This window comes from Faecalibacterium sp. AF27-11BH (genome assembly GCF_003603005.1).
Lineage (GTDB): Bacteria > Bacillota > Clostridia > Oscillospirales > Ruminococcaceae > Faecalibacterium > Faecalibacterium taiwanense.
The window spans coordinates 18684-41461 of sequence record NZ_QVGS01000013.1 but is presented as its reverse complement, the minus strand read 5'-3'; the positions used below and the strand labels follow the sequence as shown (position 1 = coordinate 41461).

General features: G+C 51.5%; 21 protein-coding genes and 1 tRNA gene. 8 read left to right on the top strand and 14 right to left on the bottom strand.

Going from position 1 to position 22778, the window contains the following annotated elements; translation table 11 throughout:
* Nucleotides 1-55: 55 nt before the first annotated feature.
* Nucleotides 56-1156 (bottom strand): SseB family protein, encoded by a 1101-nt coding sequence (locus DWY76_RS11570; protein WP_097780918.1) that lies wholly within the window; start codon nucleotides 1154-1156, stop codon nucleotides 56-58.
* Between the two features lie 165 nt (nucleotides 1157-1321).
* Complete coding sequence (locus tag DWY76_RS11565; protein ID WP_120081396.1) at nucleotides 1322-2272, bottom strand: glycosyltransferase family 2 protein; 951 nt, start codon at nucleotides 2270-2272, stop codon at nucleotides 1322-1324.
* 207 nt (nucleotides 2273-2479) lie between these two features.
* Between DWY76_RS11565 and DWY76_RS11560 the strand changes: the two genes are divergently transcribed.
* Together DWY76_RS11560 and DWY76_RS11555 are read left to right on the top strand one after the other, a co-directional pair.
* Complete coding sequence (locus DWY76_RS11560; protein ID WP_347562257.1) at nucleotides 2480-4219, top strand: ABC transporter ATP-binding protein; 1740 nt, start codon at nucleotides 2480-2482, stop codon at nucleotides 4217-4219.
* Nucleotides 4216-5991 (top strand): ABC transporter ATP-binding protein, encoded by a 1776-nt coding sequence (locus DWY76_RS11555; protein WP_120081395.1) that lies wholly within the window; start codon nucleotides 4216-4218, stop codon nucleotides 5989-5991. Before DWY76_RS11560 ends, DWY76_RS11555 begins: the two co-directional genes overlap by 4 nt.
* Nucleotides 5992-6048: 57 nt before the next feature.
* On the opposite strand, the gene DWY76_RS11550 is transcribed toward DWY76_RS11555, so the two are convergent.
* Both DWY76_RS11550 and DWY76_RS11545 read right to left on the bottom strand, forming a co-directional pair.
* Nucleotides 6049-7002, bottom strand: coding sequence for an FKBP-type peptidylprolyl isomerase (locus DWY76_RS11550; protein WP_097773998.1), 954 nt, complete (start codon nucleotides 7000-7002; stop codon nucleotides 6049-6051).
* 14 nt (nucleotides 7003-7016) lie between these two features.
* The gene (locus DWY76_RS11545) at nucleotides 7017-7391 is read right to left on the bottom strand and encodes a DUF3592 domain-containing protein (protein WP_120081394.1); all 375 of its coding nucleotides are present in this window, start codon (nucleotides 7389-7391) and stop codon (nucleotides 7017-7019) included.
* A gap of 230 nt (nucleotides 7392-7621) precedes the next feature.
* Here DWY76_RS11545 and DWY76_RS11540 point away from each other — a divergent pair.
* Nucleotides 7622-7708: transfer RNA gene (locus DWY76_RS11540), tRNA-Leu, on the top strand.
* A 57-nt stretch (nucleotides 7709-7765) separates the two neighbouring features.
* On the opposite strand, the gene DWY76_RS11535 is transcribed toward DWY76_RS11540, so the two are convergent.
* The 8 genes from DWY76_RS11535 to DWY76_RS11495 all read right to left on the bottom strand — a co-directional run bounded on the left by DWY76_RS11535 (nucleotide 7766) and on the right by DWY76_RS11495 (nucleotide 16752).
* Nucleotides 7766-9682 (bottom strand): recombinase family protein, encoded by a 1917-nt coding sequence (locus DWY76_RS11535; RefSeq protein WP_120081393.1) that lies wholly within the window; start codon nucleotides 9680-9682, stop codon nucleotides 7766-7768.
* Nucleotides 9683-9780: 98 nt separating this feature from the next.
* Nucleotides 9781-9960 (bottom strand): hypothetical protein, encoded by a 180-nt coding sequence (locus tag DWY76_RS11530; RefSeq protein WP_005927535.1) that lies wholly within the window; start codon nucleotides 9958-9960, stop codon nucleotides 9781-9783.
* A gap of 355 nt (nucleotides 9961-10315) precedes the next feature.
* Nucleotides 10316-10561 (bottom strand): helix-turn-helix domain-containing protein, encoded by a 246-nt coding sequence (locus DWY76_RS11520; RefSeq protein ID WP_117477652.1) that lies wholly within the window; start codon nucleotides 10559-10561, stop codon nucleotides 10316-10318.
* A gap of 6 nt (nucleotides 10562-10567) precedes the next feature.
* On the bottom strand, nucleotides 10568-10999 hold the full coding sequence (locus DWY76_RS11515; protein WP_120020354.1) for a sigma-70 family RNA polymerase sigma factor: 432 nt from the start codon (nucleotides 10997-10999) through the stop codon (nucleotides 10568-10570).
* A 683-nt stretch (nucleotides 11000-11682) separates the two neighbouring features.
* Nucleotides 11683-14175 (bottom strand): ABC transporter permease, encoded by a 2493-nt coding sequence (locus DWY76_RS11510; RefSeq protein ID WP_120081392.1) that lies wholly within the window; start codon nucleotides 14173-14175, stop codon nucleotides 11683-11685.
* Between the two features lie 14 nt (nucleotides 14176-14189).
* Nucleotides 14190-14855, bottom strand: coding sequence for an ABC transporter ATP-binding protein (locus DWY76_RS11505; protein WP_101872281.1), 666 nt, complete (start codon nucleotides 14853-14855; stop codon nucleotides 14190-14192).
* 176 nt (nucleotides 14856-15031) lie between these two features.
* Entirely contained in the window at nucleotides 15032-16063 is a 1032-nt protein-coding gene (locus DWY76_RS11500) for a HAMP domain-containing sensor histidine kinase (protein ID WP_117676357.1), read from the bottom strand.
* Entirely contained in the window at nucleotides 16060-16752 is a 693-nt protein-coding gene (locus tag DWY76_RS11495) for a response regulator transcription factor (RefSeq protein WP_120081391.1), read from the bottom strand. Before DWY76_RS11495 ends, DWY76_RS11500 begins: the two co-directional genes overlap by 4 nt.
* Before the next feature lie 219 nt (nucleotides 16753-16971).
* Here DWY76_RS11495 and DWY76_RS11490 point away from each other — a divergent pair, with 219 nt between their 5' ends.
* From DWY76_RS11490 to DWY76_RS11470, 5 genes are all read left to right on the top strand, one after another.
* Complete coding sequence (locus tag DWY76_RS11490) at nucleotides 16972-17340, top strand: helix-turn-helix transcriptional regulator (protein ID WP_097771861.1); 369 nt, start codon at nucleotides 16972-16974, stop codon at nucleotides 17338-17340.
* A gap of 191 nt (nucleotides 17341-17531) precedes the next feature.
* A complete protein-coding gene (mobC, locus tag DWY76_RS11485; protein WP_117526957.1) occupies nucleotides 17532-17861 on the top strand; it encodes a plasmid mobilization relaxosome protein MobC in 330 nt (109 codons plus the stop codon).
* On the top strand, nucleotides 17822-19150 hold the full coding sequence (locus DWY76_RS11480; protein ID WP_120081390.1) for a relaxase/mobilization nuclease domain-containing protein: 1329 nt from the start codon (nucleotides 17822-17824) through the stop codon (nucleotides 19148-19150). Before mobC ends, DWY76_RS11480 begins: the two co-directional genes overlap by 40 nt.
* Nucleotides 19151-19256: 106 nt before the next feature.
* The gene (locus DWY76_RS11475) at nucleotides 19257-20312 is read left to right on the top strand and encodes a PDDEXK nuclease domain-containing protein (RefSeq protein WP_120021105.1); all 1056 of its coding nucleotides are present in this window, start codon (nucleotides 19257-19259) and stop codon (nucleotides 20310-20312) included.
* A gap of 38 nt (nucleotides 20313-20350) precedes the next feature.
* Nucleotides 20351-21532 carry a DUF3644 domain-containing protein gene (locus DWY76_RS11470; RefSeq protein WP_207653470.1) on the top strand — a complete coding sequence of 394 codons (1182 nt, stop codon included), beginning with the start codon at nucleotides 20351-20353 and terminating at the stop codon, nucleotides 21530-21532.
* 108 nt (nucleotides 21533-21640) lie between these two features.
* Here the strand turns inward: DWY76_RS11470 and DWY76_RS11465 are convergent, their stop codons facing one another.
* A complete protein-coding gene (locus tag DWY76_RS11465; protein WP_120021104.1) occupies nucleotides 21641-21841 on the bottom strand; it encodes a transposon-transfer assisting family protein in 201 nt (66 codons plus the stop codon).
* Between the two features lie 3 nt (nucleotides 21842-21844).
* Nucleotides 21845-22771, bottom strand: coding sequence for a hypothetical protein (locus tag DWY76_RS11460; protein WP_120081419.1), 927 nt, complete (start codon nucleotides 22769-22771; stop codon nucleotides 21845-21847).
* Nucleotides 22772-22778: the final 7 nt, after the last annotated feature.

Sequence of the window (22778 nt, the reverse complement as noted above, 5' to 3'; positions counted from 1 at the left end):
CGCAGCTCTTCAAATCATTTCCGAGTATATCTTACCGTCCCGATATGACGATTTTTTAGTCCAATTGTAAAGATTCCATGTCGTAAGCTGTGGCTCGGGCAGGCAGTTCACTGGTCAGTTCCCGGATGAGCTGGTCGGCTTCGGCCAGCCACTGCTCTGCGTCCGGCTCGTGCTCACGGGCCTTGATGGCAAAGCCCTGCCTTGCTTCTGCGGCCAGTGCCAGCGCCTTTTTGCGGCTGGTGTAGCGCGTTTCGGTCTGGGCCACACGCAGGCACACCTGCGGAGTGTACTCGATATCCGGCATATGGGCTGCGTTGGCGCGGGCACGGCGGTAATACAAAAGTGCCCGGCCATTGTCGCCCCGGGCAGCGCAGTCATCACCCAGTGCAATGTTGGATAAGATCTCGCCGCTGTCTGCTGCTTCCTTCCACATGCGGCGGGCCTTGGCACGGTTCGTGCGGGTGCCGCGGCCCTTATAAATACAGTCTGCCAGCAGGGCAAGTCCCATGGCGCTGCCAAGCTCGGCTGCTTTTTCAAAGCATTCCACAGCCTGCGCCCAGTTGCCCTTGCGGGCGGCTTCCTTTCCGGCATCCGCTTTCTCATCACCGGGGTCTTCCGGCGTATGGCCCGCGTGCAGCAAACCGTTGAGCAGAGCGCCGTCCAGCGTAGCCGAGTGGCTCCACGGGTCCAGCACCACGCCGTCGATTCCCTCAGTGGAAAGGGCCAGCTCCATGGCATCCTGCAGGGTGTAATCTGCCATTGGCCGGGCAGAAGTGCTGCGGTCGGCGCAGGCCGCAGCTGCAGAGGTGAACATAGGCAGCCATGTGCGGCCCTTCTCGTTGCGCAGGGTCCACAGCTGCAGGTCCTTAGCCTTTGCCGTGGGCACCGGATGCTCCGTCCACGGTGCAGGCGTGTTGTGCACCGTCAGTGCCGTGCGCAGCGGCACCAGAACATGGGTCTCCATTTCCAGTGCATAGTTCAAAGCGCCCATCAGCGTCCAGAAGCTTTCTTCGTTCTGGCCTTTATATAAATTTTCCACTGCCTGCTCAAAGGCCGGGCAGCCGGTGCCCGCCGGGCTGTAGGCCGGAGCGTTCTGCCGATGCTTGCGGGTGCCCACCGGGCGCAGCCGGATGCCGCCGTCTTGTCTTTTTGCCATCTGCTCACCATTCTTCCAGTTTCTAGTCAGTTTTTAGTATAGCAGGAAATGGCTTTGGGTACAACGCCTATCTGTATGTATCCATTTTTCCCTGCTCAAAAAAAGCGGGGTGCCAGATCAGCTTCTTCTGGCACCCCGTTAAAAATACATTTTTCCTGAAACGCCTTATTCCGCGTCCAGATCTTCTTCGGTCTCAGCAGCAATATAGATCGGTCTGTGCTTTGTTTCAGGATATGTTTTGGCAAGGTACTCGCCCGCAATGCCCGTACACAGCAGCTGCACACCACTGCACAAAAGGATAATGCAGACAAGGCTCGGCCAGCCGGAAGTAGGGTCGCCGAACATCAGTGCACGCACCACCACGATTATGATGCCTACAAACGCCAATACGCAAAAGGCAAGGCCAAGGCCCGCCGCCATCAGCAGTGGAGCTGTGGAAAAGCCCACAATGCCTTCGATCGAATATTTGAGCAGACCCCAGAAGTTCCACTTTGTTGTGCCCGCCACACGCTCTACGTTTTTGTAGTCGATCCACTTTGTTTTAAAGCCGACCCAGCTGAAAATGCCCTTGCTGAAGCGGTTATATTCCGCCATGCTCAGCACGGCATCAGTCATTTTGCGGCTCATCAGGCGGAAGTCTCTTGCTCCATCCACGATCTCTGTATCCGAGAGCTTATTGATGATCTGATAAAACTTTTTGGCAAACCAGCTGCGAACGGGCGGTTCACCCTCGCGTGTCGTGCGGCGGGTGGCCGCGCAGTCATATTCGCCGGAGAACAGCAGCTCCAGCATTTCCGGCAGCAGCGAGGGCGGGTCCTGCAGATCCGCATCCATCGTTGCTACATAATCGCCCTTTGCCGCTTTTAATCCGGCATAAATGCCTGCTTCCTTGCCAAAGTTCCGGCTGAAGGAGATGTACCGCACACGGGCATCTTTCCGGTGCAATTCCCGCGCGATCTGCAGTGTGCGGTCTTTTGAGCCGTCATCCACAAAGATGAACTCAAAATCTGCTCCGTGGGATATTCCCATCTGCTGTGCGATCTTACTGGCCTCTTTATAAAAAATGGGAAGTGATTCTTCCTCATTGTAGCACGGAACGACCAAACTTATCAGCATTCCTGTTTCCCCTTTTGTGCAATATTTAAAATTATTGTAGCATACCCCCACCCTGGTTTCAACCGTTTTCGGCATTTTGCCCGGCGGTTTTCAGCACACTTTTGCAATAAAAACATTTTCTATGGCTTTTTAAGTTTTTGTACGCTATAATAAGTAGGATTTCATAAACCTTATAATGCAAGAAAGCAAGAAAGAAGGAGTATCGCCTTGAACAAGATGCTAGGCTATCTGAAGGACTACAAGCGCGAGAGCGTGCTTGCGCCCCTTTTCAAGATGCTGGAAGCCACGTTCGACCTGTTCGTGCCGCTGGTCATGGCGGATATCGTGAACATCGGCATTGCCGCCCACGACTTCCACTATATTCTTGTGCGGTGCGGCATTTTGCTGCTGCTGGCCATGATCGGCCTTGCCTGCAGCCTGACGGCACAGTATTTTTCCGCAAAGGCGGCCGTGGGCTATTCCACAGCTCTGCGCCACGCCCTGTTTGAGCACATCCAGACCCTGAGCTTTACCGAGATGGACACCCTCGGCACCAGCACCCTGATCACCCGTATGACCAGCGACGTGAATCAGGTGCAGAGCGGCCTGAACCTGTTTTTACGCCTGTTCCTGCGCAGCCCGTTCGTGGTGATCGGTGCCATGGTCATGGCCTTTACGGTGAATTCCCGTGCAGCGCTGATCTTTGTAGTGACCATCCCGCTGCTGAGCGTGGTGGTGTTCGGCATCATGGCTGCTACCCGGCCCCTGTACAAGACGGTACAGAATCGCCTTGACCGGGTGCTGGGCCTGACCCGCGAAAACCTGACCGGCGTGCGCGTGGTGCGCGCTTTTGATAAGGAAAAAAGCGAGGTAGAGCGCTTTGAGAATGCCAACGACCTGCTGACCAAGATGCAGCTCCATGTAGGCCATATCTCTGCCCTGATGAACCCGCTGACCTATGTGCTCATCAACATTGCCATTGTGGCACTGCTATATGTGGGCAGCATTGAGATCAATGTGGGTGGCATGGCTTCCGGCGACGTGATCGCGCTGGTGAACTACATGAACCAGATCCTTGTGGAGCTGGTCAAGCTGGCAAACCTGATCGTGCAGGTGAGCAAGGCGCTGGCCTGCGCAGGCCGCGTGCAGGCTGTGCTGGACACCACGCCCGGCATGGCCTTCCCGGAAAAGCTTCTGGGCGAGGTGCCCGCCGAAAAATCCGGCGATGCCGTGCGCTTTGAGCACGTAAGCCTGACCTATGCGGGTGCCGGTGCACCCAGCCTTTCCGACATCAGCTTCACTGCAAAGCGCGGCCAGACCATTGGTGTCATCGGCGGTACCGGCAGCGGCAAATCCAGCCTTGTCAACCTGATTCCCCGCTTCTACGATGCCACCGAGGGCACGGTGGAGATCATGGGCCGCGATGCCCGGAACTATCCCCGTGAAGAACTGCGCGGCAAGGCAGCCATGGTCATGCAGAAGGCCCAGCTCTTTGGCGGCACCATCCGCTCCAACCTGCTGTGGGGCAACAAGAATGCCACCGATGCGGACCTGTGGGCCGCACTGGAAACAGCACAGGCTGCGGAGTTCGTCAAAGCCAAGCCCCTTGGGCTGGACGAGCCTGTGGAGCAGGGCGGTCGCAACCTGTCCGGCGGACAGAAGCAGCGCCTGACCATCGCCCGCGCCCTTGTGGGCAAGCCAGAAATTCTGGTCCTTGACGACAGCGCCAGCGCACTGGACTACGCCACCGATGCCGCCCTGCGCAAGGCACTGGCTGCTCTGCCCGGCAGCCTGACCGTGTTCATCGTGAGCCAGCGCGCCGCCAGCCTGCAGTACGCGGATCAAATTCTGGTGCTGGACGACGGCCATCTGGTGGGCATCGGCACCCACGACCAGCTGCGCCAGACCTGCCCCGTCTACGAGGAGATCTACGAGAGCCAGTTCAAGAAAGGGGATGCGCAGAAATGAGTGCAAAAGCAAAAACAAAGCTGACCCCGCAGCAGCGCAAGGCCACCTTGACCCGTGTTCTGGGCAAAATCAAACCTTATTCCCTGTTTGTGGTGTGCAGCCTTGTGGTGGCCGCTGTGAGCGTGGGCGCGCAGCTGTATATCCCCATCCTCTGCGGCAGCGCCATTGATATGATGCTGGGCAAGGGTGCCGTAGATTTTGGCGGTGTGATGCGCATTATCATCGAGGTGCTGGTGGTTGCCGGTGTGGCCGCTCTTGCGCAGTGGCTGCTGAGCGTGTGCAACAACCGCATCACCTTCCTTGTCAGCCGCGACCTGCGCAACGAAGCCCTGCGCAAAATTCAGACCCTGCCGCTTTCCTACCTCGACAGCCACCCCTCCGGCGATATCGTCAGCCGCATGGTGGCCGATGTGGATACCTTTGCGGACGGCCTGCTGATGGGCTTTACACAGCTGTTCAGCGGCGTTCTGACCATCCTCGGCACCCTGCTGTTCATGCTCAGCGAGAATGTGCCCATCACGCTGGTGGTGGTGTGCATCACCCCGCTGAGCCTCGTGGTGGCAAGCTTCCTTGCCAAGCGCAGCTATGGTTACTTCCAGAGCCAGAGCGCCGTGCGCGGTGAGCAGACCGCGCTGGTCAACGAGATGATCGAGGGCCAGAAGGTGGTGCAGGCCTTCGGCCACGAGGCCGAGAGCCTTACCGCCTTTGACGAGGTGAATGGCCGTCTGCAGGACGTGAGCCTGAAGGCCATCTTCTTTTCCAGCCTGACCAACCCCGCCACCCGCTTTGTGAATAACATCGTGTACGCAGGCGTGGGCCTTGTGGGTGCCGTGTACGCGGTGCGGGGCGGCATCACCATCGGCCAGCTAAGCGTGTTTTTGAGCTACGCCAACCAGTACACCAAGCCCTTCAACGAAATCTCCGGCGTGGTGACGGAGCTGCAGAACGCTCTGGCCTGCGCCGCCCGCGTGTTCGAGCTGCTGGATGCCGACGATCAGGTGCCGGAAGTCGAGAACGCCTCCGTGCTGCAGCCGGACGGCCATGTGCAGCTGGAGGATGTTTCCTTCCGCTACCTGCCCGACCGCCCGCTGATCGAGGGCCTTTCCCTCGACGTAAAGCCCGGCCAGCGCATTGCCATCGTCGGCCCTACCGGCTGCGGCAAGACCACCCTCATCAACCTGCTCATGCGCTTCTATGATGTGAACGGCGGTTCCATCAAGGTGTCCGGCACCGACATCCGGGATGTGACCCGCGCTTCCTTGCGCGGCAGCTACGGCATGGTGTTGCAGGATACATGGCTGCGGGCCGGTACCGTGCGGGAAAACATTGCCTACGGCAAGCCGGATGCAAGCCTTGAAGAGATCGTGGCAGCAGCCAAAGCCGCCCATGCAGACAGCTTCATCCGCCGCCTGCCGGAGGGCTACGATACCGTCATCGCCGAGGACGGCGGCAACATCAGTCAGGGCCAGAAGCAGCTGCTGTGCATTGCCCGCGTGATGCTCTGCCTGCCGCCGATGCTGATCCTGGACGAAGCAACATCCTCCATTGATACCCGCACCGAGGTGCGTATCCAGAAAGCCTTTGCCCGCATGATGCAGGGCCGTACCAGCTTTATTGTGGCGCACCGCCTTTCCACCATCCGCGAGGCGGACGTCATCCTTGTGATGAAGGACGGCCACATTGTGGAGCAGGGCAGCCACGACGAGCTGCTTGCTGCAAACGGCTTCTACGCCAAGCTCTACAACAGCCAGTTCGAGGGCGTGGAGACCTGAGAGTTCCTGATAATAATAACAAAAAGGAGCGATGCAGCGCATCGCTCCTTTTTGTTATTATTTGCTTTCAACTTTCTGCACGATGGGTTCATCGGGCGGCGGCGTGAGGGTAGAGTGCTCCACAATGAACTGCTCCGCCCTCTCCCGGGCCAGACGCTGGCGCACCTTGCGTGCATCGTTGGCGGGGAAGGTGCGCTCGCCGTCCAGCTTGGCATCCCAGTGGGCAGCGGCTGCTTCCACCTCGGCGTCCGTGGGTGCAAGGCCCTCCTTTTCTGCCACCAGCAGAAGCCCCAGCCAGCTGCGCAGCTTGCGCTCTGCCTGCGCGTGGAGCCATGCACGGAACTCTTCCACCGTCTGGCCGCGCACTTTAAGGAACTGGTCAAAGTTGATGCCATTGGCCTGCAGGCTCAGGTTGAACTGGCGCTGCTCGGCAAAATAGTTACCGCCCACCAGCTGCTTTGGCAGCGGGCCTTTCACTGCATCGCCCAGCTGCCATACCAGCTCCTTGCGTGCCCGCTGCTCAGCCTGGGCACAGCGCTGTGCCCAGATCTCGCGGGCCACCTGCTGCCGCAGCGCCGCCTTGCCCGCTGCATCGGCTGCACGTTCTTCGTCGCCGTGGTGACGGTTGATCTCCAGTTCAATGGTCAGCTGCCGGATGGGGTGCGGCTCAATGGGCTGCACGAAACCGGTGTATGCTCCCACTTCCAGCGGCGGCAGCGCGTAGAACTGCGCACCCGCCCGGAAGCCCTCGGCCCGGTTCACCGCCAGCAATTCAAAATCCGGGTCGGTCACCGGCACCACATGGTACTCCCGCACCAGCTGCTCATACAGCGCCGAAAAGCCGCCAAGAATGGTGCGATTCACCGCCTCGGTCAGCAGACCGTCCTCTTCCTGCGGCGCGTCCGGCTCCGCCTGCACCTGTGCAACGGCTGCCGCCAGCTCCTCGGCACCGGCTGTGAATACCAGACGGCAGTCGCCCGGCTCAGCCATGCCAAAATGTTCCAGTTTCATTCTCTTTTCCCCTTTCAGCGGGCAATGCCCACGGTCAGCACCAGCAGGGCCACACCTATCACGGCATACAGCACCTCGGCTCCCAGCGTAGCCCGGTCGCCTTCCACGTACATCTTCTCCGGGTCGTCGGGGTCATAGTATAAGGTGACGGTATCCCCCACCGCAAAGCTCTTGCCCCGCGCAGGCTTCGGGTAGTGCAGCCGATGGCTGCCGCCTGCGGTGGTAAAGGCCAGCACATAGGCACCGCCATCCCGGCTCCGCACGGTGCCCTCCACCGTGGCCGTGACCTTCTGCCCCTGCGTGCACAGCCTGCGCCGTGCCAGCACGCTGCGCAGAGCCATAAAGAACATGATGCCTGCTCCCAGCAGGAAAATAATGATATTGAACATTCTGCATTTCCCTCGTTTTCTCAGTCTGCGCGCAGGACACCCTCCCAGCGCGTCCTGTTTATTGTATCACACTTTGGCAAAAATTTCGCCCTGCAGCTGCCATTCAGAATGCATCAATTTTCAAGCAAAATTTTGTCGAGAAAAATTAAAAATAATGCTTGACAATTCTGCCATATCTGGTATAATAATTATCGTTCCGAGCGACACAGCTCACGAATACAACAGAATATGCGGATATGGCGGAATTGGCAGACGCGTTAGATTCAGGTTCTAATCGGGGCAACTCGGTGGAGGTTCAAGTCCTCTTATCCGCACCATGACGAATGTTCTTACAGCATTTAGCTGTCAAAGAACATTCGTCATTTTTTTATTTGCTAAATAGCGACATCACAGGGGGCGTAGTTCACAACTACGCCTTTTCTTGTATTCACCGACACATCGGGTGTCGGCAAAGGAAGTGCGCTTGGAATCTCGATGGTGCCCACACAGTTGTAGTGAATGCGGAGCCGCTGCTCCCATACACCATTGACCTTTTCTGCATTGAACACCTCGATTTTTTCCACCAGTTCATTCAGCATCCGGGGTGTCAGCTTTTTTGCTCTGGTGTACTTGCGAACCAGACTGATAAACATATCCGTTGTCATAGTACGGCTGCTCTGCTTTTCGATTTCGGAGCGGAGCTGTTTGATTTTCTCGGTCAGCTCCTTTTGCTCGTCCTCATATCTCCGGGACATTCTGGAAAAGCGTTCGTCAGAGATTTTGCCGGAAACATTGTCCTCATAGATGCGCTCAAAGAGGCCGTCCAGTTCTTCATCACGGGCAAGAAGTGTTTTCAACTCTTTTTCTTTCAGCTTGCGGTCGGTTTCATCCGCCTGCTGGGAGTGCCCGATAACAGCTTTCAGAAAGTCGTCCTCATAGAGGCTGGCAAACTTGGTCAGCCGCCGAATCTCGCCCAGCACCACTTCTTCCAGAAAGTCTACACGGATGTAATGGGTGGATTGGCAGGTGCCACGGTTGCCCTTGTAGTTGGAGCAGTTGAAATACTTGATTTCCGGGTTGCCCTGATTGAAGTGGAAGTGCAGATTGCAGCCGCAGTCTGCGCAGACAAGCAAGCCAGAGAACATATTGTGCTCTCCGTTGCTGGTACAGCGTTTGCGCATTTTTCCGCGCTTCTGCTGCACCTGTTCAAACACGGCACGTTCAATAATGGGTTCGTGAACATCTTGGAACACTACCCAATTTTCCGGGTCGTTATGAATCCGCTTTTTGTTCTTGTAGGACTTGGAGTAGGTTTTGAAGTTCAGAATATCCCCGCAATACTCCTGCTGATACAGAAGATGGGTAATCGTGGAGCCATTCCACTTGGTGGCGGGGCGCGTCTTGGTCTTTCCGGGACGGCCGATGCCTTTCTGAATCCAGTAGGCCTGCGGCGTCAGGATGCCTTCCTTTTCAAACTGGGTGGCAATCTGTTCCGTGCCAAAGCCCTCCAACGTCATATCAAAAATGCGCCGGACAACTTGTGCAGCTTCTTCATCAATGACCCAATGCTTGGGATTGTTCGGGTCCTTGATATACCCATAGGGCGGAAGTCCCATCGGTTCGCCGGAGTTGCCTTTGATTTTATTACTGATACGGCGTTTCTTGCTGATGTCGCGGGCATACCACTCATTGAACAGGTTTCGGATGGGTGCCAGTTCGTTTTCTCCCTCGGCCGTGTCGATGTTGTCCGAAACGGCAACAAGTCGGATGTCATGGTCTGGGAAAAATTCTTCTGTCAGCCGCCCGACCTCGATATAGTTTCGGCCCAGACGGGAAAGGTCTTTGACGAACACAGCGGAGGCTTTCCCTTGTTCGAGCTGCTGCATCATTTCAACGAAACCGGGACGGTTCATGGTCACGCCGGAAATGCCTCCCTCGGCCGTGTCGATGTTGTCCGAAACGGCAACAAGTCGGATGTCATGGTCCGGGAAAAATTCTTCTGTCAGCCGTCCGACCTCAATATAGTTTCGGCCCAGACGGGAAAGGTCTTTGACGAACACAGCGGCGGCTTTCCCTTGTTCAAGTTGCTGCATCATTTCAACGAAACCGGGACGGTTCATGGTCACGCCGGAAATGCCATCATCCAGAAAGTGAACCAGATTGGTATAGCCTTTTTCCTTTGCAACTTTGGTGAGCAGTTTCTTTTGGTTGACGATGCTGTAACTCTCGCCCTCCAAATTATCATCACGGGAAAGACGCTCATAGAGAAAAGCGGTTGCTTCACGGGATTTCTTGTTACTCGACTGTTTCATACTCGCTCCTTTCTTGGGACAGTCGAATAGCAAATTTACTTGTACACCTATATTATAACACAATCCGCTTTCTCTGTCCGCTGCCTCCCGAAAGGTCATTATAATTTTTCGCTTTCGGATTTCATCAGCCGGAGAAGAACTTCTCCTAAGGTCTGGGAGCTTTCTTCTTTGAACACCGGCTCAACGATAAAGGAGCGATTGCCAATACGATAAGTCGAATCCAGAGTAAGCATCTCTGGATTTTTTGTTTTTTCAGGGTTTGTCTTTTTCGCTTGCATCGTAAAAATCCCCTTTCTTAAAAATCAAAAAATGAGCCAACGGATGGCTGCTGGCAGCAGCCCACGGGAATCTCACCCCTGCATTCCTCATGCAGCCCTACTCATTGCCTGCGACGCTCTGAACGCTCGGACTTTGACGGTAAGGGAGTATCAGCCTGCCTGTATGTCATGGCCCGCAAGCAGCCGCGCTTGCATTGCGGCGGGGTGGAAATCGCTCCGCTTTTCAGAGAAAAGCATCGTGGCGCACCCGCCGTCCGGCTCGATACAGACAGCAACGTATCCGTTTGCCCTATGATGCACCGCCATTGTCCTGCGGGCATATTTTTCAAGGTGCTGTCCCGAAACGTGGAAAGGGTCAGACCGTTTCGGCTCTGGTCACAATAGAGGAAATAAGTTTGATTTCCAGATGGCGTTTCATGTACTCGTCTATGCACACATGGGGCTGGCCGTGCTTGTCGTAGAGAATGCCTGTACAGAGCTTGTTGATATAGCCTCTGTAATGTCGCAAAACCTGTTCAACTGCATCGGTGTCCCCAGCGCAGGCAGAGCGAATCACCGAGAGCGGTAAAAAATCTCTGCTCGTGTGTTCATAGGAGTTCATTTACGCCTAACCTCCCTCCGGCAAGTGCGCCTTTAGTTCTTTTCGCAGCTCATTCAGCGTTTTTGTCCGGTGGCGCTGTACAGCACTCCGGGACATTCCCATGAGGTCGCCAATCTCGCCATCGCCCAGTTCCAGAACGCAAAACAGAATCAAAATGCTTTGTTCTTGCTTTGGCAGAGCGGCAAACGCATTGGCAACAAGTTCATTGTCGATGTGCAGATCACAGCCGTAGGATGAAAATACAAATTCTTCACTTGGATAATGGTCTACACTCGTGAGCTGCCCCAGTTCTTCCAACGAAAGAACGCTGAATGACTTTTCACGGTCAAGCAGACGTTTCTTATTTCGGTGATAGTTCCGGGCCTCATTTCGCAGCACCGCTTTGCAGAACGCATCGAATCGATACTGTTCGCCATCGTTGCGAGGGATAGCTTCCATCTTCTCACCCCCTTTCCGTGGGGATGTCGGGTGGATTTTTCCCTTTCCGCTAATATGACACCTGAAATACCCGATTCTACCCGCTTTTTTGAAAATTTCCAAAAATATTTTTTGAAACAGGTAGGTTTTCAGGCGACAATAGAAAAGCCCAGCAGACCGAAAACGGCCAACTGGGCATAATGACAGCACGAAACGCGCAGTAACTACATCGTATAGTACATAGTAAAAGCCCTGCTGACCCTGTGCGGGAGCAAGGCTTTTTTTGACAGTTCAAAGCTAGGCGTTCGATAGAATATCAGGCGCATGGCGGCATCCTCCTAGTGGCCGCCATACGGACGATGAAACGCTTTGATAAGCAAAAAGAACCGGCGGCCTTGATTTTCTCAAAAGCCGCCGGTTCAAAATGGGCGCGCGGATATGTCTGCTGTACGACGGCTTTTTTTCTTTTGCCGTCGTGCGGCAGGTTGCTAACAGGCTATTTCTCTTTATGAGGATTATTATAAAATCCAAATGTTACACAAATGTCCGAGGTGCCTTTGATTTCGACAGAAAAACAGGCTGAATTGTTACAAAGCTCGGACATTTCAAAAGAATTTTTTGAAAAACACTAAAGAAGCGGAGCAGCTAAAATCTGCTCCGCTTCGATATGATTGATCTAAGGATGTTTTGCTATTTGATTAAACTCACTCTGTCAACCGCAATCGCTCCACAACTGGAAGGTTAACGTCAGTTTTGTAGACCCATATAGGCACAATAAGGCAGATTAGCAACACCAGTCCAGACACCAGCACCAGTGGGATAAATGGATAGGAGAAAACAGCATAATAGGCCACTTTACTAAAAATCATATATAGCAAGATGAAGATTGCTGTTCCAATGGTGACTGCAAGGGAAAGGGAAACGCCCCAATAATAGAAACCTTCCATAAATAGCATTCGTTTGATTTGTCGCTTTGTCATTCCAATGCTTTCAAGAACAGCTAATTCATAGCGCCGAGTATTTACATTGACAACCATTGTATTGACAAAGTTCATGACACCAACAAGCAGCAGTATCACGGACAACCCTGTTCCTAAAACCTTTGCTGTAATGAGATATTCCTGCATTTCTTCTCGCCGTTCATATCGGGATATAATATCAATGTTAGCTTGTGATGCGGTGATTTGCTTTAATTCTTGCAGTATACTTTCGTCATGTTGACCATCCGTATCAAAGGCCACGCGGAACACTCTATATTGCGGAAAGAGTTCTTTCAAAGCTGTTTGACTAATATACAAATCAGGAGCCGTCCCTCTCTCATTGCCTCCTCCTGCTCGAAACCCTTCATTCAAATAACCGTTCGCTACAATAAAGGAATGCTGTCCGTTCTGCGTCTGGATTGTTATTTCCTGCCCCGGCTGAATAAGGTCTTCTACTGTTTTGGACAGCAGCACAACCTTTCCTTGTTCAAAGGCAGACGTGTCAATAGGCAAGTTTAAGGTTTTATTGATTTCTTCCAAATATGCACTGTCAATTCCAAAAACCCCACTAAAAAAGTTTTGCTGATAATTTTCTAATTTTGTCGGATCAGAAAAATCAATGCCGTTTACTCCGTCTAATGACGCAAGAAACTCGTGAAATACAGCATCGTCATATACAACATCTGCTACTACTTGAGGATAAGGTGCATAGGTCAACCTCAAATTCTCAATGCCGTCAAGCTGACCAATCTCTGAAACCATTTCGCTGGAAATTAAATCTTCTCTTTCGTGGATACTATATGTGAGTGCAAAATCGCTTACTCCCCATTGGCTCACATAATTCTCCGGGCTTAAACCATGTAATAGCCCTGTGACGACAAGGAACAAGGAAAGGCCGAAAAAAAGCGATGCAAAAACAAGGGTTGTACTCTTAGCATTACGAAAGACATTGTTCCATGCCATTCTGGACAACTTCATTTTGCTACAATTTCTGGCGCTACTCTTTGTGCTGGCTGCTGTATATTGGAGTGCTGCTATTGGTGAAACACTTCCGGCAATTTTGGCGGGCTTCATGCTTGCAATCATAACTGTAATGAACGTAAATATGGCCGCTCCTATGAAAATAAACGGCGAAAAAGATACTTTTGTTCCCACATCAGAATTTGTTGAATACATCATATTCAGGAAGTAAGGAACAATGCCAAAGGAAACAACCGCACCAAGTAACAGACCAATCGGAATACCAATACAAGAGATTCTGATTGCCTGCTTATAGATAATTCTCTTTATCTGCCTTTGGGTCGTTCCAATCGTTTTAAGACGGCCATAGAATTGCACATCTTTTATGACAGAGACATAAAGAATATTATAAATCAGCAGATAGCCGCTAAAGGATATAAAAACTGCTAAAATTATTACAGCTAAAATAATAGTTCCACCATTTGCCTGTTCTAATGATACAATTTCAAATGTTTGCCCTTCTGTAAAGTCAATCTCACGCCGCAATCTTTCACAGTTTTTGTCAGCATTATCATTGCCTTGAAAACGGATCATTGCCGTAACACTATTATCCAGTGATACATTTAAGCTATCCTTAAAAGCGGATGAAACATAAACATAACCACGATTATTTGTGCGCATTGGAATGTAGTCCGTATAGTAGCCCGACAGCAAAAAGGTGTCCGTGACATAATCATAGCTATCGCCAATTTGGTATGACAACACAATCTCCATCCCTATTTGCGGATCAGAAATGCCCATCTGTTCAAGCACCCATGTAGGTAGCATAATTTCGTTTTTACTTGATGGGTAATTTCCTACAACACCTGATATAGTAGGAAGACGGTGGTGTTCCCACTCTGTATCATTTATCCATACTACACCTAATCTTGCATTTCTCAGTTGTTCTGTACCAACACTACCTAAACGCTGCTGTATACCTACGTCAAGGACAAGGTTTGATTTTGAAATTTCAACCAACTGATTTTCTGTTACATTTGTGATTCCGACATCAGCGGTAGTTCCCATTAACCGAATTTGTTGCATTTGGTAGGTTTCAAAGTAACTAAAACCAATACTGAATGTCGCAGTTATCATAAATGCAGTTAGCACAAGAGCAATGATTGCAAATAAATTACGCTGCCGTTCACGATGCAAACTGCGCTTTGCCAGCTTCTTTTCAATGTCACTGGTATCATTTTCAAAAGGCCATGTCATAGCTTGCCACCTCCTTATTCCACAATCCTGCCATCCTCAATGCGGACAATCCGATCTGCAAGGCGGGCTATGTCGTCATTGTGGGTAATCATTACAACGGTTTGCCGGAACTCCGCGCTGGTGCGCTTGATAAGTCCCAGCACCTCGGCGCTGGTCTTGCTGTCAAGGTTACCGGTTGGCTCATCGGCCAGCACAATAGCCGGTTTGGTAATCAGAGCGCGGGCAATCGCCACACGCTGCTGCTGTCCGCCAGAAAGATTATTCGGCATATTTTTCAGTTTATCTTCCAGCCCCAGCAGGTGAACGATCTCGTCCAAAAACTTCTGATCCACCGTGTCCCCGTCCAGCTCCACCGGCAGGACGATGTTCTCATACACATTCAGAATAGGAACAAGGTTATAGTTCTGGAAGATAAAGCCGATGTTGCGGCGGCGAAAGATGGTAAGCTGTTCATCGTTCTTCTTTGCCAGTTCTTCGCCCCGGACGATCACAGTTCCGCTGGTGGGAGTGTCCAGCCCGCCCATCATGTGAAGCAGGGTGGACTTGCCGCTGCCGGATGTTCCCACAACGGCCACAAACTCGCCGTCCTCCACGGAGAAGTTCACACCGTCAAGGGCGCGGGTAATGTTCGGCTCTGTGCCGTAATACTTTTTCAGATCAATCGTCTGTAAAACGCTCATACTCAAAACTCCTTTCAAGGCTTTCTGCCTGTTGATAAGGGTATTGTAAAACCCAAATGTCCGCGAAATGTTACAGCGGCCAAAAAATTTCATTGAAAATCAGGGTGAAATGTTACAACGCTCGGACATTTCAAAAAAATTTACGGCGGCAGCCGGAAATGGCCGTCCGCCGCGTTCTATTTTGTAGGCAGCATAATGGAAAATTCCGAACCCTTGCCCGGCTCCGAAACCACTTTGATATAACCGCCCTGTCGCGTTACGATCTCGCGAGCCAGATATAGGCCAATGCCCACGCCCTGCTGTTCGTGTACTTCTTCCTCACGATAGAAGCGCCGGAAGATGGCGGCCTGATTGCTTTCAGAAATGCCCTTGCCGGTGTCGGTCACTTTGATCTCCACATACATTTCCCACAGCACCACCGACACAGCGATTTTCCCGCCTGCCGGGGTGTACTTCACCGCATTGTCCAGCAGGTTAAAGAGGGCTTCGGATGTCCACTTGCTGTCATGGGAAACGGTCAAATCCTCCGGGCAGTCCACGGACACGGCAATTTCCTTTTTCTCCGCTGCATACACGATCCCACTCATGGCCTGCGCCACGGTATCAAAAAGGCGGCCCGGCTTCTTATCCAACTGGATCACGCCCGTTTCCAGCCGGGAGGTTTTCACAAGGGCCTGAAAGAGAAAGTCCAGCTTATCCGTCTGGCTGCGGATTCCCCGGATAAAGTCGGTGCGCTCCGCCTCAGTCATGGGCTTTTCCAGCAGGGTATCCGTCGCCATTTTCAGATTGCTTACCGGCGTTTTCACCTGATGGGAAATATCCGATACAAGGGTCTGTAACTCCTGCCGTTCCTCGTCCACCCGGCGGCGGTTCTCCTGCATGATCTGGTAAAGCCTTGCCAGCCGGTGTCCAATTCTGGCAAGCTGGGTTTCGCTGTCCTCTGGCCGCTGGGGTGCTTCATTTCCGGCGATCATGTGGTCTAAGGTCTGGCACAGGTCAGCGGTAAACTGCGACAACCGCTTTCCAAACGCCTGCGTCAGTACAAAAATCCCCACAAGGGCGCACAACAGCAGCGCCCCGCCCGTCAGCAGCACCGCCGTCTGTTTTGTCACAAGAAACAGGGCTATGGTGATCCCGGACATGGAGAGGACAAGCCCTATTGCCACCCGGCCAAATAGCCGCTTTACCGATAGATTTTGAAACTTCATTTTGCCTCGCCTCCCGTCCATTGATAGCCCATACCGTAAACGGTCTTGATGTATGGCACACCTCCGTCGGCTTCAATCTTGCTGCGAATCCGGCTGATGGAGGTTGTCAGGGTGTGTTCGTCCACAAACCTCTCGTCTATATCCCACAGCTTTTCCAAAAGCTGCCCACGGGTCAGCACTTGCCGGGGATTTTTGCGGAACAGGTTCAGCATTTTGTACTCCATCGGGGATAGGGTCAGGGGCTTGCCGTTTAGGGAAGCCGTCTGCTCCGAGAAGTCCAGAAACAGCCGCCCGTCGTCGTAAATGTCCTTGGCCGGTTTGTGGTGTTCCAGCATGGCGAACATGGCTTTGATTTTCCGCTGCAAGGCCCCGATCACAAAGGGCTTTGTGATGTAGTCCACCGCGCCCACCTCATAGCCCCGTATCTGGTCGCTCTCCTGATCGTTGGCGGTCAGGAATATTACGATGGTGTCCGGGTGCTGGGGCTTTATCAGCTTGCACAGCTCAAAACCGTTCCCATCTGGCAGGTTAATGTCCAACAGCACTAAATCAAATTCCCGCTGGCGGATGGCTTCGGCTGCGGTTCTGGCATTTAGAGTAGAAGTCACGCCGTAGCCGTCTGCGGTCAGGTTGTAGGCCAACATCTTATTCAAAAAACTGTCGTCCTCGACAATTAAAATCTGCTTCACATCCTCACTTCCTTTTCTTTTTGCAAATAGTATAACAGGCAAATGTCCGCGAAATGTTACAGCGGACGGATTTTTCAAAAAAGGGTTTCTTCCTTATTATAGGATAGCCCACTTTACAATACAATGCTCAAACTATGAACAATAAAGTTTAGCAACAATGCGCTTTGCATCATTTCGCCAATCGTCCATGAACTATAAAATGTATATGGGTGATGCAGAATGGCGAAAATCGAGGACTGTCCCGGCTTTGAAACATTCGGAGCGGATGTCAAGGCAGCTCGAAAGGCAAAACAACTTTCCCGCAGTGCGCTGGCTGACATGATACATTGTGACAGCCGGTATCTTGCGAACATCGAAAACGAAGGCACGCTGCCCAGCCTGCCGGTGGTGATTCAGCTGATAAAAATATGTGGTCTGCCCGTGGAGCGGTACTTCAACCCGGAACTCATGCGGGAAGAAAGTGCGGAACGTCAGCGGGTCAGCCACAAGCTGCAGCTTTGCCCGGAAGAATACTTACCCATCGTAGAAGGTGCCATTGACGGTGCCTTACGAATCCATGAACAGGAAAAAGAGCCCGCGTGTGTCTGATTGCCACACATGGTCATTGAGAGGATGCAAAAAGCGTCCTCTTATTTTTTTGTATTTTGCGGGCAAAACGGGGATGTTGTGGTGTCATAGTAGTGGGGAAAGGTAACGTAGCAAGCATAGGGAGTGTAGCCACTCCCGGCAGAAATGCTTGCTGGGGAGTACCCCAGACCCCCAAGAAACGAGGTGAAACTATGGCGAACCGAACCCGAAAAATTGTTCTGCGTGTTCCCGTGACGCCGGAGGAACAGGAACTTATCCGGCAGAAGATGGCTCTGCTGCACACACGGAATTTTTCTGCCTACGCCCGGAAGATGCTGATAGATGGTTATGTTGTCCACATCGACACCACCGACATCCGGGCGCAGACCGCCGAACTGCAAAAGATTGGTGTCAACGTCAATCAGATCGCGCGGCGGCTGAACAGCATGGGGCCGCTGTACACACAAGACGTTGCGGACATCAAGGGAGCATTGGCGCAGATATGGCAGTTACAAAGATACATCCTATCAAGTCAACGCTGAAAAAGGCACTGGACTACATCGAAAATCCGGCCAAGACGGATGAAAAAATGCTGGTATCCTCCTTTGCCTGCTCCTACGAAACCGCCGACATCGAATTTGAACTGCTGTTGTCACAGGCCATGCAGAAAGGCAACAATCTGGCCCACCACCTGATACAGTCTTTTGCGCCGGGAGAAACCACGCCGGAGCAGGCCCACGAAATTGGCCGACAGCTTGCAGATGAAGTCCTGCAAGGCAAATACCCGTATGTGCTGACCACGCACATTGACAAAGGACACGTCCATAACCACATCATCTTCTGTGCTGTGGACATGGTGAACCAGCGAAAGTATGTTTCCAACCGACAGAGCTATGCCTATATCCGGCGCACCAGCGACCGGCTGTGCAAAGAATACGGCCTGTCCGTGGTAATGCCCGGCCAAAACCGGGGCAAGAGCTATGCCGAGTGGGACGCACACCGCAAGGGCGCGAGCTGGAAGGCAAAGCTCAAAGCTGCCATAGATGCAGCCATCCCACAGGCCAAGGATTTTGACGATTTTCTGCGGCTCCTGCAGGAGCAGGGCTATAAGGTCAAGCGTGGCAAGTATGTTTCGTTCCGCGCGCCCGGACAGGAACGGTTCACCCGCTGCAAAACGCTGGGTGAAACCTACACCGAGGAAGCTATCACCGAGCGCATCAAAGGGCGGTTTGCGGAGCGGAAGCCCAAAGAAAACCAAAAAATTTCGCTGCGGATTGATTTGGAGAACAGCATCAAGGCTCAGCAGTCCGCAGGGTATGAGAAGTGGGCAAAACTCCACAATCTGAAACAGGCTGCCCGGACGCTGAACTTCCTGACCGAGCACGAAATCGAAAGCTACCCGGATTTGGAAAGCCGGGTGGCCGAGATCACCGCCGCCAGCACCGAAGCTGCCGCCGCATTGAAAGCAGCAGAGCGCCGACTTGCTGAAATGGCCGTGCTGATAAAGGATGTCACCACCTGTAAGGAACTGCGCCCACTGGTGCAGGAGTACCAACGGGCCGCTGACAAAAAGCAGTTCCGGCGTAAGCATGAAGGCACCTTGATTCTCTATGAGGCCGCAGCCAAGGCCCTGAAAAAGCAGGGCTTTCAAAAGCTGCTCGACCTCTACGCCCTGAAAAACGAGTATAAGCAACTGGCCGAGCAGAAAGACCAGATGCAGCGGCAGTACAATGATGCCAAACGCCAGATGCAGGAGTATGGCATCATAAAGCAGAATGTGGACGGCATTCTGCGGACAGCACCGGGAAAGGAGCAGGTGCAGGAACGGTAAGCTGCGCAAGTTTTCCTCGCAATCGGCTGACAGTTCAGACAATATCTGCTATAATTAAAACAATGATTCTTAGAAAAAATCCTCAGTTGGAAAGGAGATTTTTCAAATGGACAGCAACCTCATTCCGTATCAGCCTGTAATCTCCGATATTAAAAATTTGATTGCCGCAGGCCAGAATGTTGCCTATAATGCAGCTAACCGCGCAATGATTATGACCTACTGGAACATTGGAAAGCGCATTGTTGAAGAGGAACAGAGCGGTGCCGAGCGTGCAGAGTATGGCAAACGGCTGATTTCGATTCTGTCTGATGAACTTACGAAAGAGTTTGGAAGCAATTATTCTGGTAGAAGTCTCCGATACTACCGAAAATTTTATTTGTGCTTTCCTGACTTTGAGATTTGGAACACGCGTGTTCCAAATCTCAACTGGTCACATTTTCGTGCGTTGTTACGTGTTCCTGACGAAGATGCCCGTGTTTGGTATATGAATGAAGCTGCCAATGAAAATTGGAGTGTTCGTACCCTTGACCGTAATATTGGCACACAGTATTATTATCGGCTGCTCCATTCTCCGAAAAAAGAAGCCGTCATTGCAGAAATGAAAGAGAAAACGGCAGCAGAACCCAAGCATCAGTTTGAACTTCTCAAAAGTCCCATCGTGGCAGAATTTTTAGGCTTTCGCACCGAAGATTCCTTTGCAGAGTCCGATTTGGAGTCTGCAATTCTTTCTCACATCCGGGACTTCCTCATGGAAATGGGAAAGGGATTTGCTTTCGTGGCCCGGCAGCAGCATATTGTGACCGATACGGAAGATTACTACATCGACCTTGTGTTTTACAACATCGAACTGAAATGCTATGTTCTGATTGACTTGAAAATGGGGACGATCACCCATCAAGATGTCGGCCAGATTGATATGTATGTTCGGATGTACGATGAACTCAAATGCAAAGAGGGTGACAACCCCACGATTGGCATTCTGCTGTGTGGCGAAACCAGCGAGGACATCGCGCGATACTCTGTCCTGCATGATAACGACCATCTGTTCATGTCGAAGTATCTGACTTACCTGCCCACTAAAGAACAGCTGCGGGTTGAAATTGAGCGGCAGAAAAATATTTTCTATATGCAACATCCTAAATTAGAGAAAAACGATAACTAATTGGAACTGAAAATATTATTGAATCCATGGAGGACACAATGAAAAAAACTGAATTACTTATAAAATCACGAGAAGCCATGATGTCGGCTGTTCAGTTGTACAATAATCCTCAAATCACGTTTAAATCAGAAACATTTATTACATTGGCAATTATTGCTTGGACTTATTTACTTCATGCATTCTATGCCAATGAAGGCATAGATTACCGTTATTTTCATAATAAGGGAAAGAAAAAAGTATATGATAAGACAAAGCATGGAGCTTATAAACATTGGGAGCTTGAGCGTTGTCTGGATTGTCAAGATTCTCCAATCGATTCCATAACTGCTAGCAATCTTAAATTTTTAATCGGAATACGGCACGAGATTGAGCATCAAATGACCAAAAAGATAGATGCATCTATCAGTGCAAAACTTCAAGCGTGTTCGATCAATTACAATTTTTACATCAAAAAATTGTTTGGAAATGTATTTGGAGTTGATCAGGAACTCGGACTTGCTATTCAATTCTCACCCATAGAAGCCGAACAGAAAGAGCAACTTTTCCGCAATGAGAAACTATCAAATAACATAAAAAACTTTATAACAGAATTTGAGGACTCTTTAAGCGAGGATGAACTTGGTAATACACATTATGCATATCGTGTTGTATTTGCACGCGTAGATGGAAAGCGTGTTAACAGCACAACAGATCAGGTTATTACATTCGTACGAGCGGATAGTCCGCAAGCGCAAGGATTAAATGCTGCGTATACACTAATAAAAGAAACTGAAAAGAAAAAATACCTTTCAAAAGATGTAGTCAAATTGATGAACGAAAAAGGATATACTTGGTTCAACACTGGAGATATGACTGCATTTTGGAAGAACGAGCTAAAGAGTAGAGAAAAATATGGAATCTATATTACCAAAAATCAATGGATGTGGTATGAAAACTGGCTTCCAGTTGTAGAAAAACATTGTCAAGAAAAGGAATTGCAAAGACACGAAGAAGCCAAAATCACATATACTCCATCCGAAATTGTTGATATTATGAAAAAGAAGGGATATTCCCGTTTTAATGTATGGTGGTTTAATCAAATATGGAAAAACGAGCTCGGCATCAAAAAAGAAAGCACAGAATATGGCTGTCCTTTGAAATATGGACATTTTGGATGGTATGAATCAATCATACCGCTAATAGAGGATTACTGCAAAAAGAATACTGGAAGATTAAAATAGAAAAAGCCGGACACAGCAGCCACAAGGCCACCGTGTCCGGCTATTTCTGTGTTGACAACGACACATTACTTTGATTAAAAATAATGTGCGGTTGTCGAGCTAGCGGTATTATTCATTCGTAAAATCAAACCTCTGTCCATCAAAATCAGCATCGGTCATGCGCTCCAACTTTGCAATGGTGCCGTTTGCCAACCGCCGCATTTCGGTATCCATATCCGGCAGGGCGGCCAGCATCCGCGCCATCGTCCGGCGGCGGTCAGAAGCGTGGTACATACAAATCAAATTTTCTTCTTCTACGCTGAAATTCATGCGTCAGACCTCCATTTCGTGTTGCTTGCTGCGGGCCGCTGCCTTTTTCGGGCTGGCGGCCTGTTTTGTTTCGGAAAGCTGCTTGCGGACGGAAGTGCGGGGCTTGCAGATGCCCTTGTCCCGGTTTTCGTTTTTGCCAACCAGCGCATAGATGCCAAAACGGTCTTTTACGCTGGACAGATGTAAAGATTTATACGGCAGCATGGCAAGCAGCTGGTCCGTGTCCCGGCTGGATGCCAGCTTGGTGAAGTAGGGTGACACCTCCACCATGAAATGATTCTTGTCCGGGCTGTTGGGAGCAGCCAGACGCTTCATATCGGCTACGATACGCTGGGCCTCGGCCTCGATCAGCCCGGTGTGCAATGCCGCAAGGTGTTCTTTGAAGTCACCGGGCTGCGCAGATTCCCGGCTGCGCTGCTCCTGCCGGATAGCCGCTTGCAGAAGTTCCGGGTCACGGGGCTGCGTTTCATACCGCACGAACTCCCCGAAATATTTGTCCGGTCGGCTGTTGAAACGCTCTTTCGGGCCAATCTCCCGCATCCCACTTTCGTAGATCAGACGATTGGCACCCACGGGCAGGGCGGCATCCCGGATATGCTGGAAGTGCTGCTGATAGTCCAATTCATACAGATTGCCTTGCACGGTTCCGTTGGCTGCGCCGGTCAGCTCCACCGCATAGGCAAGAATCCTGTCGTGGGTCTGCTCGCCGCAGAATTTCCATGTGTTGTAGGCTTGGGTGTCTTTGAGCAGCACATCCCGTTCCCGGAAGCAGAATGTTCCAGAGGGCCGAGACAGCCACAACAGCAGCTTATCTTCCGGCTGGTCGCTGCGGGCCGCTTCCCGCATCATCTTGATGTCATAGGCAAAATCGCTCTGGTAGTATGCGGTGTTCTGGTGCATGATAGCTTCCAGCGCAGCAATCACATCCATATTTTCA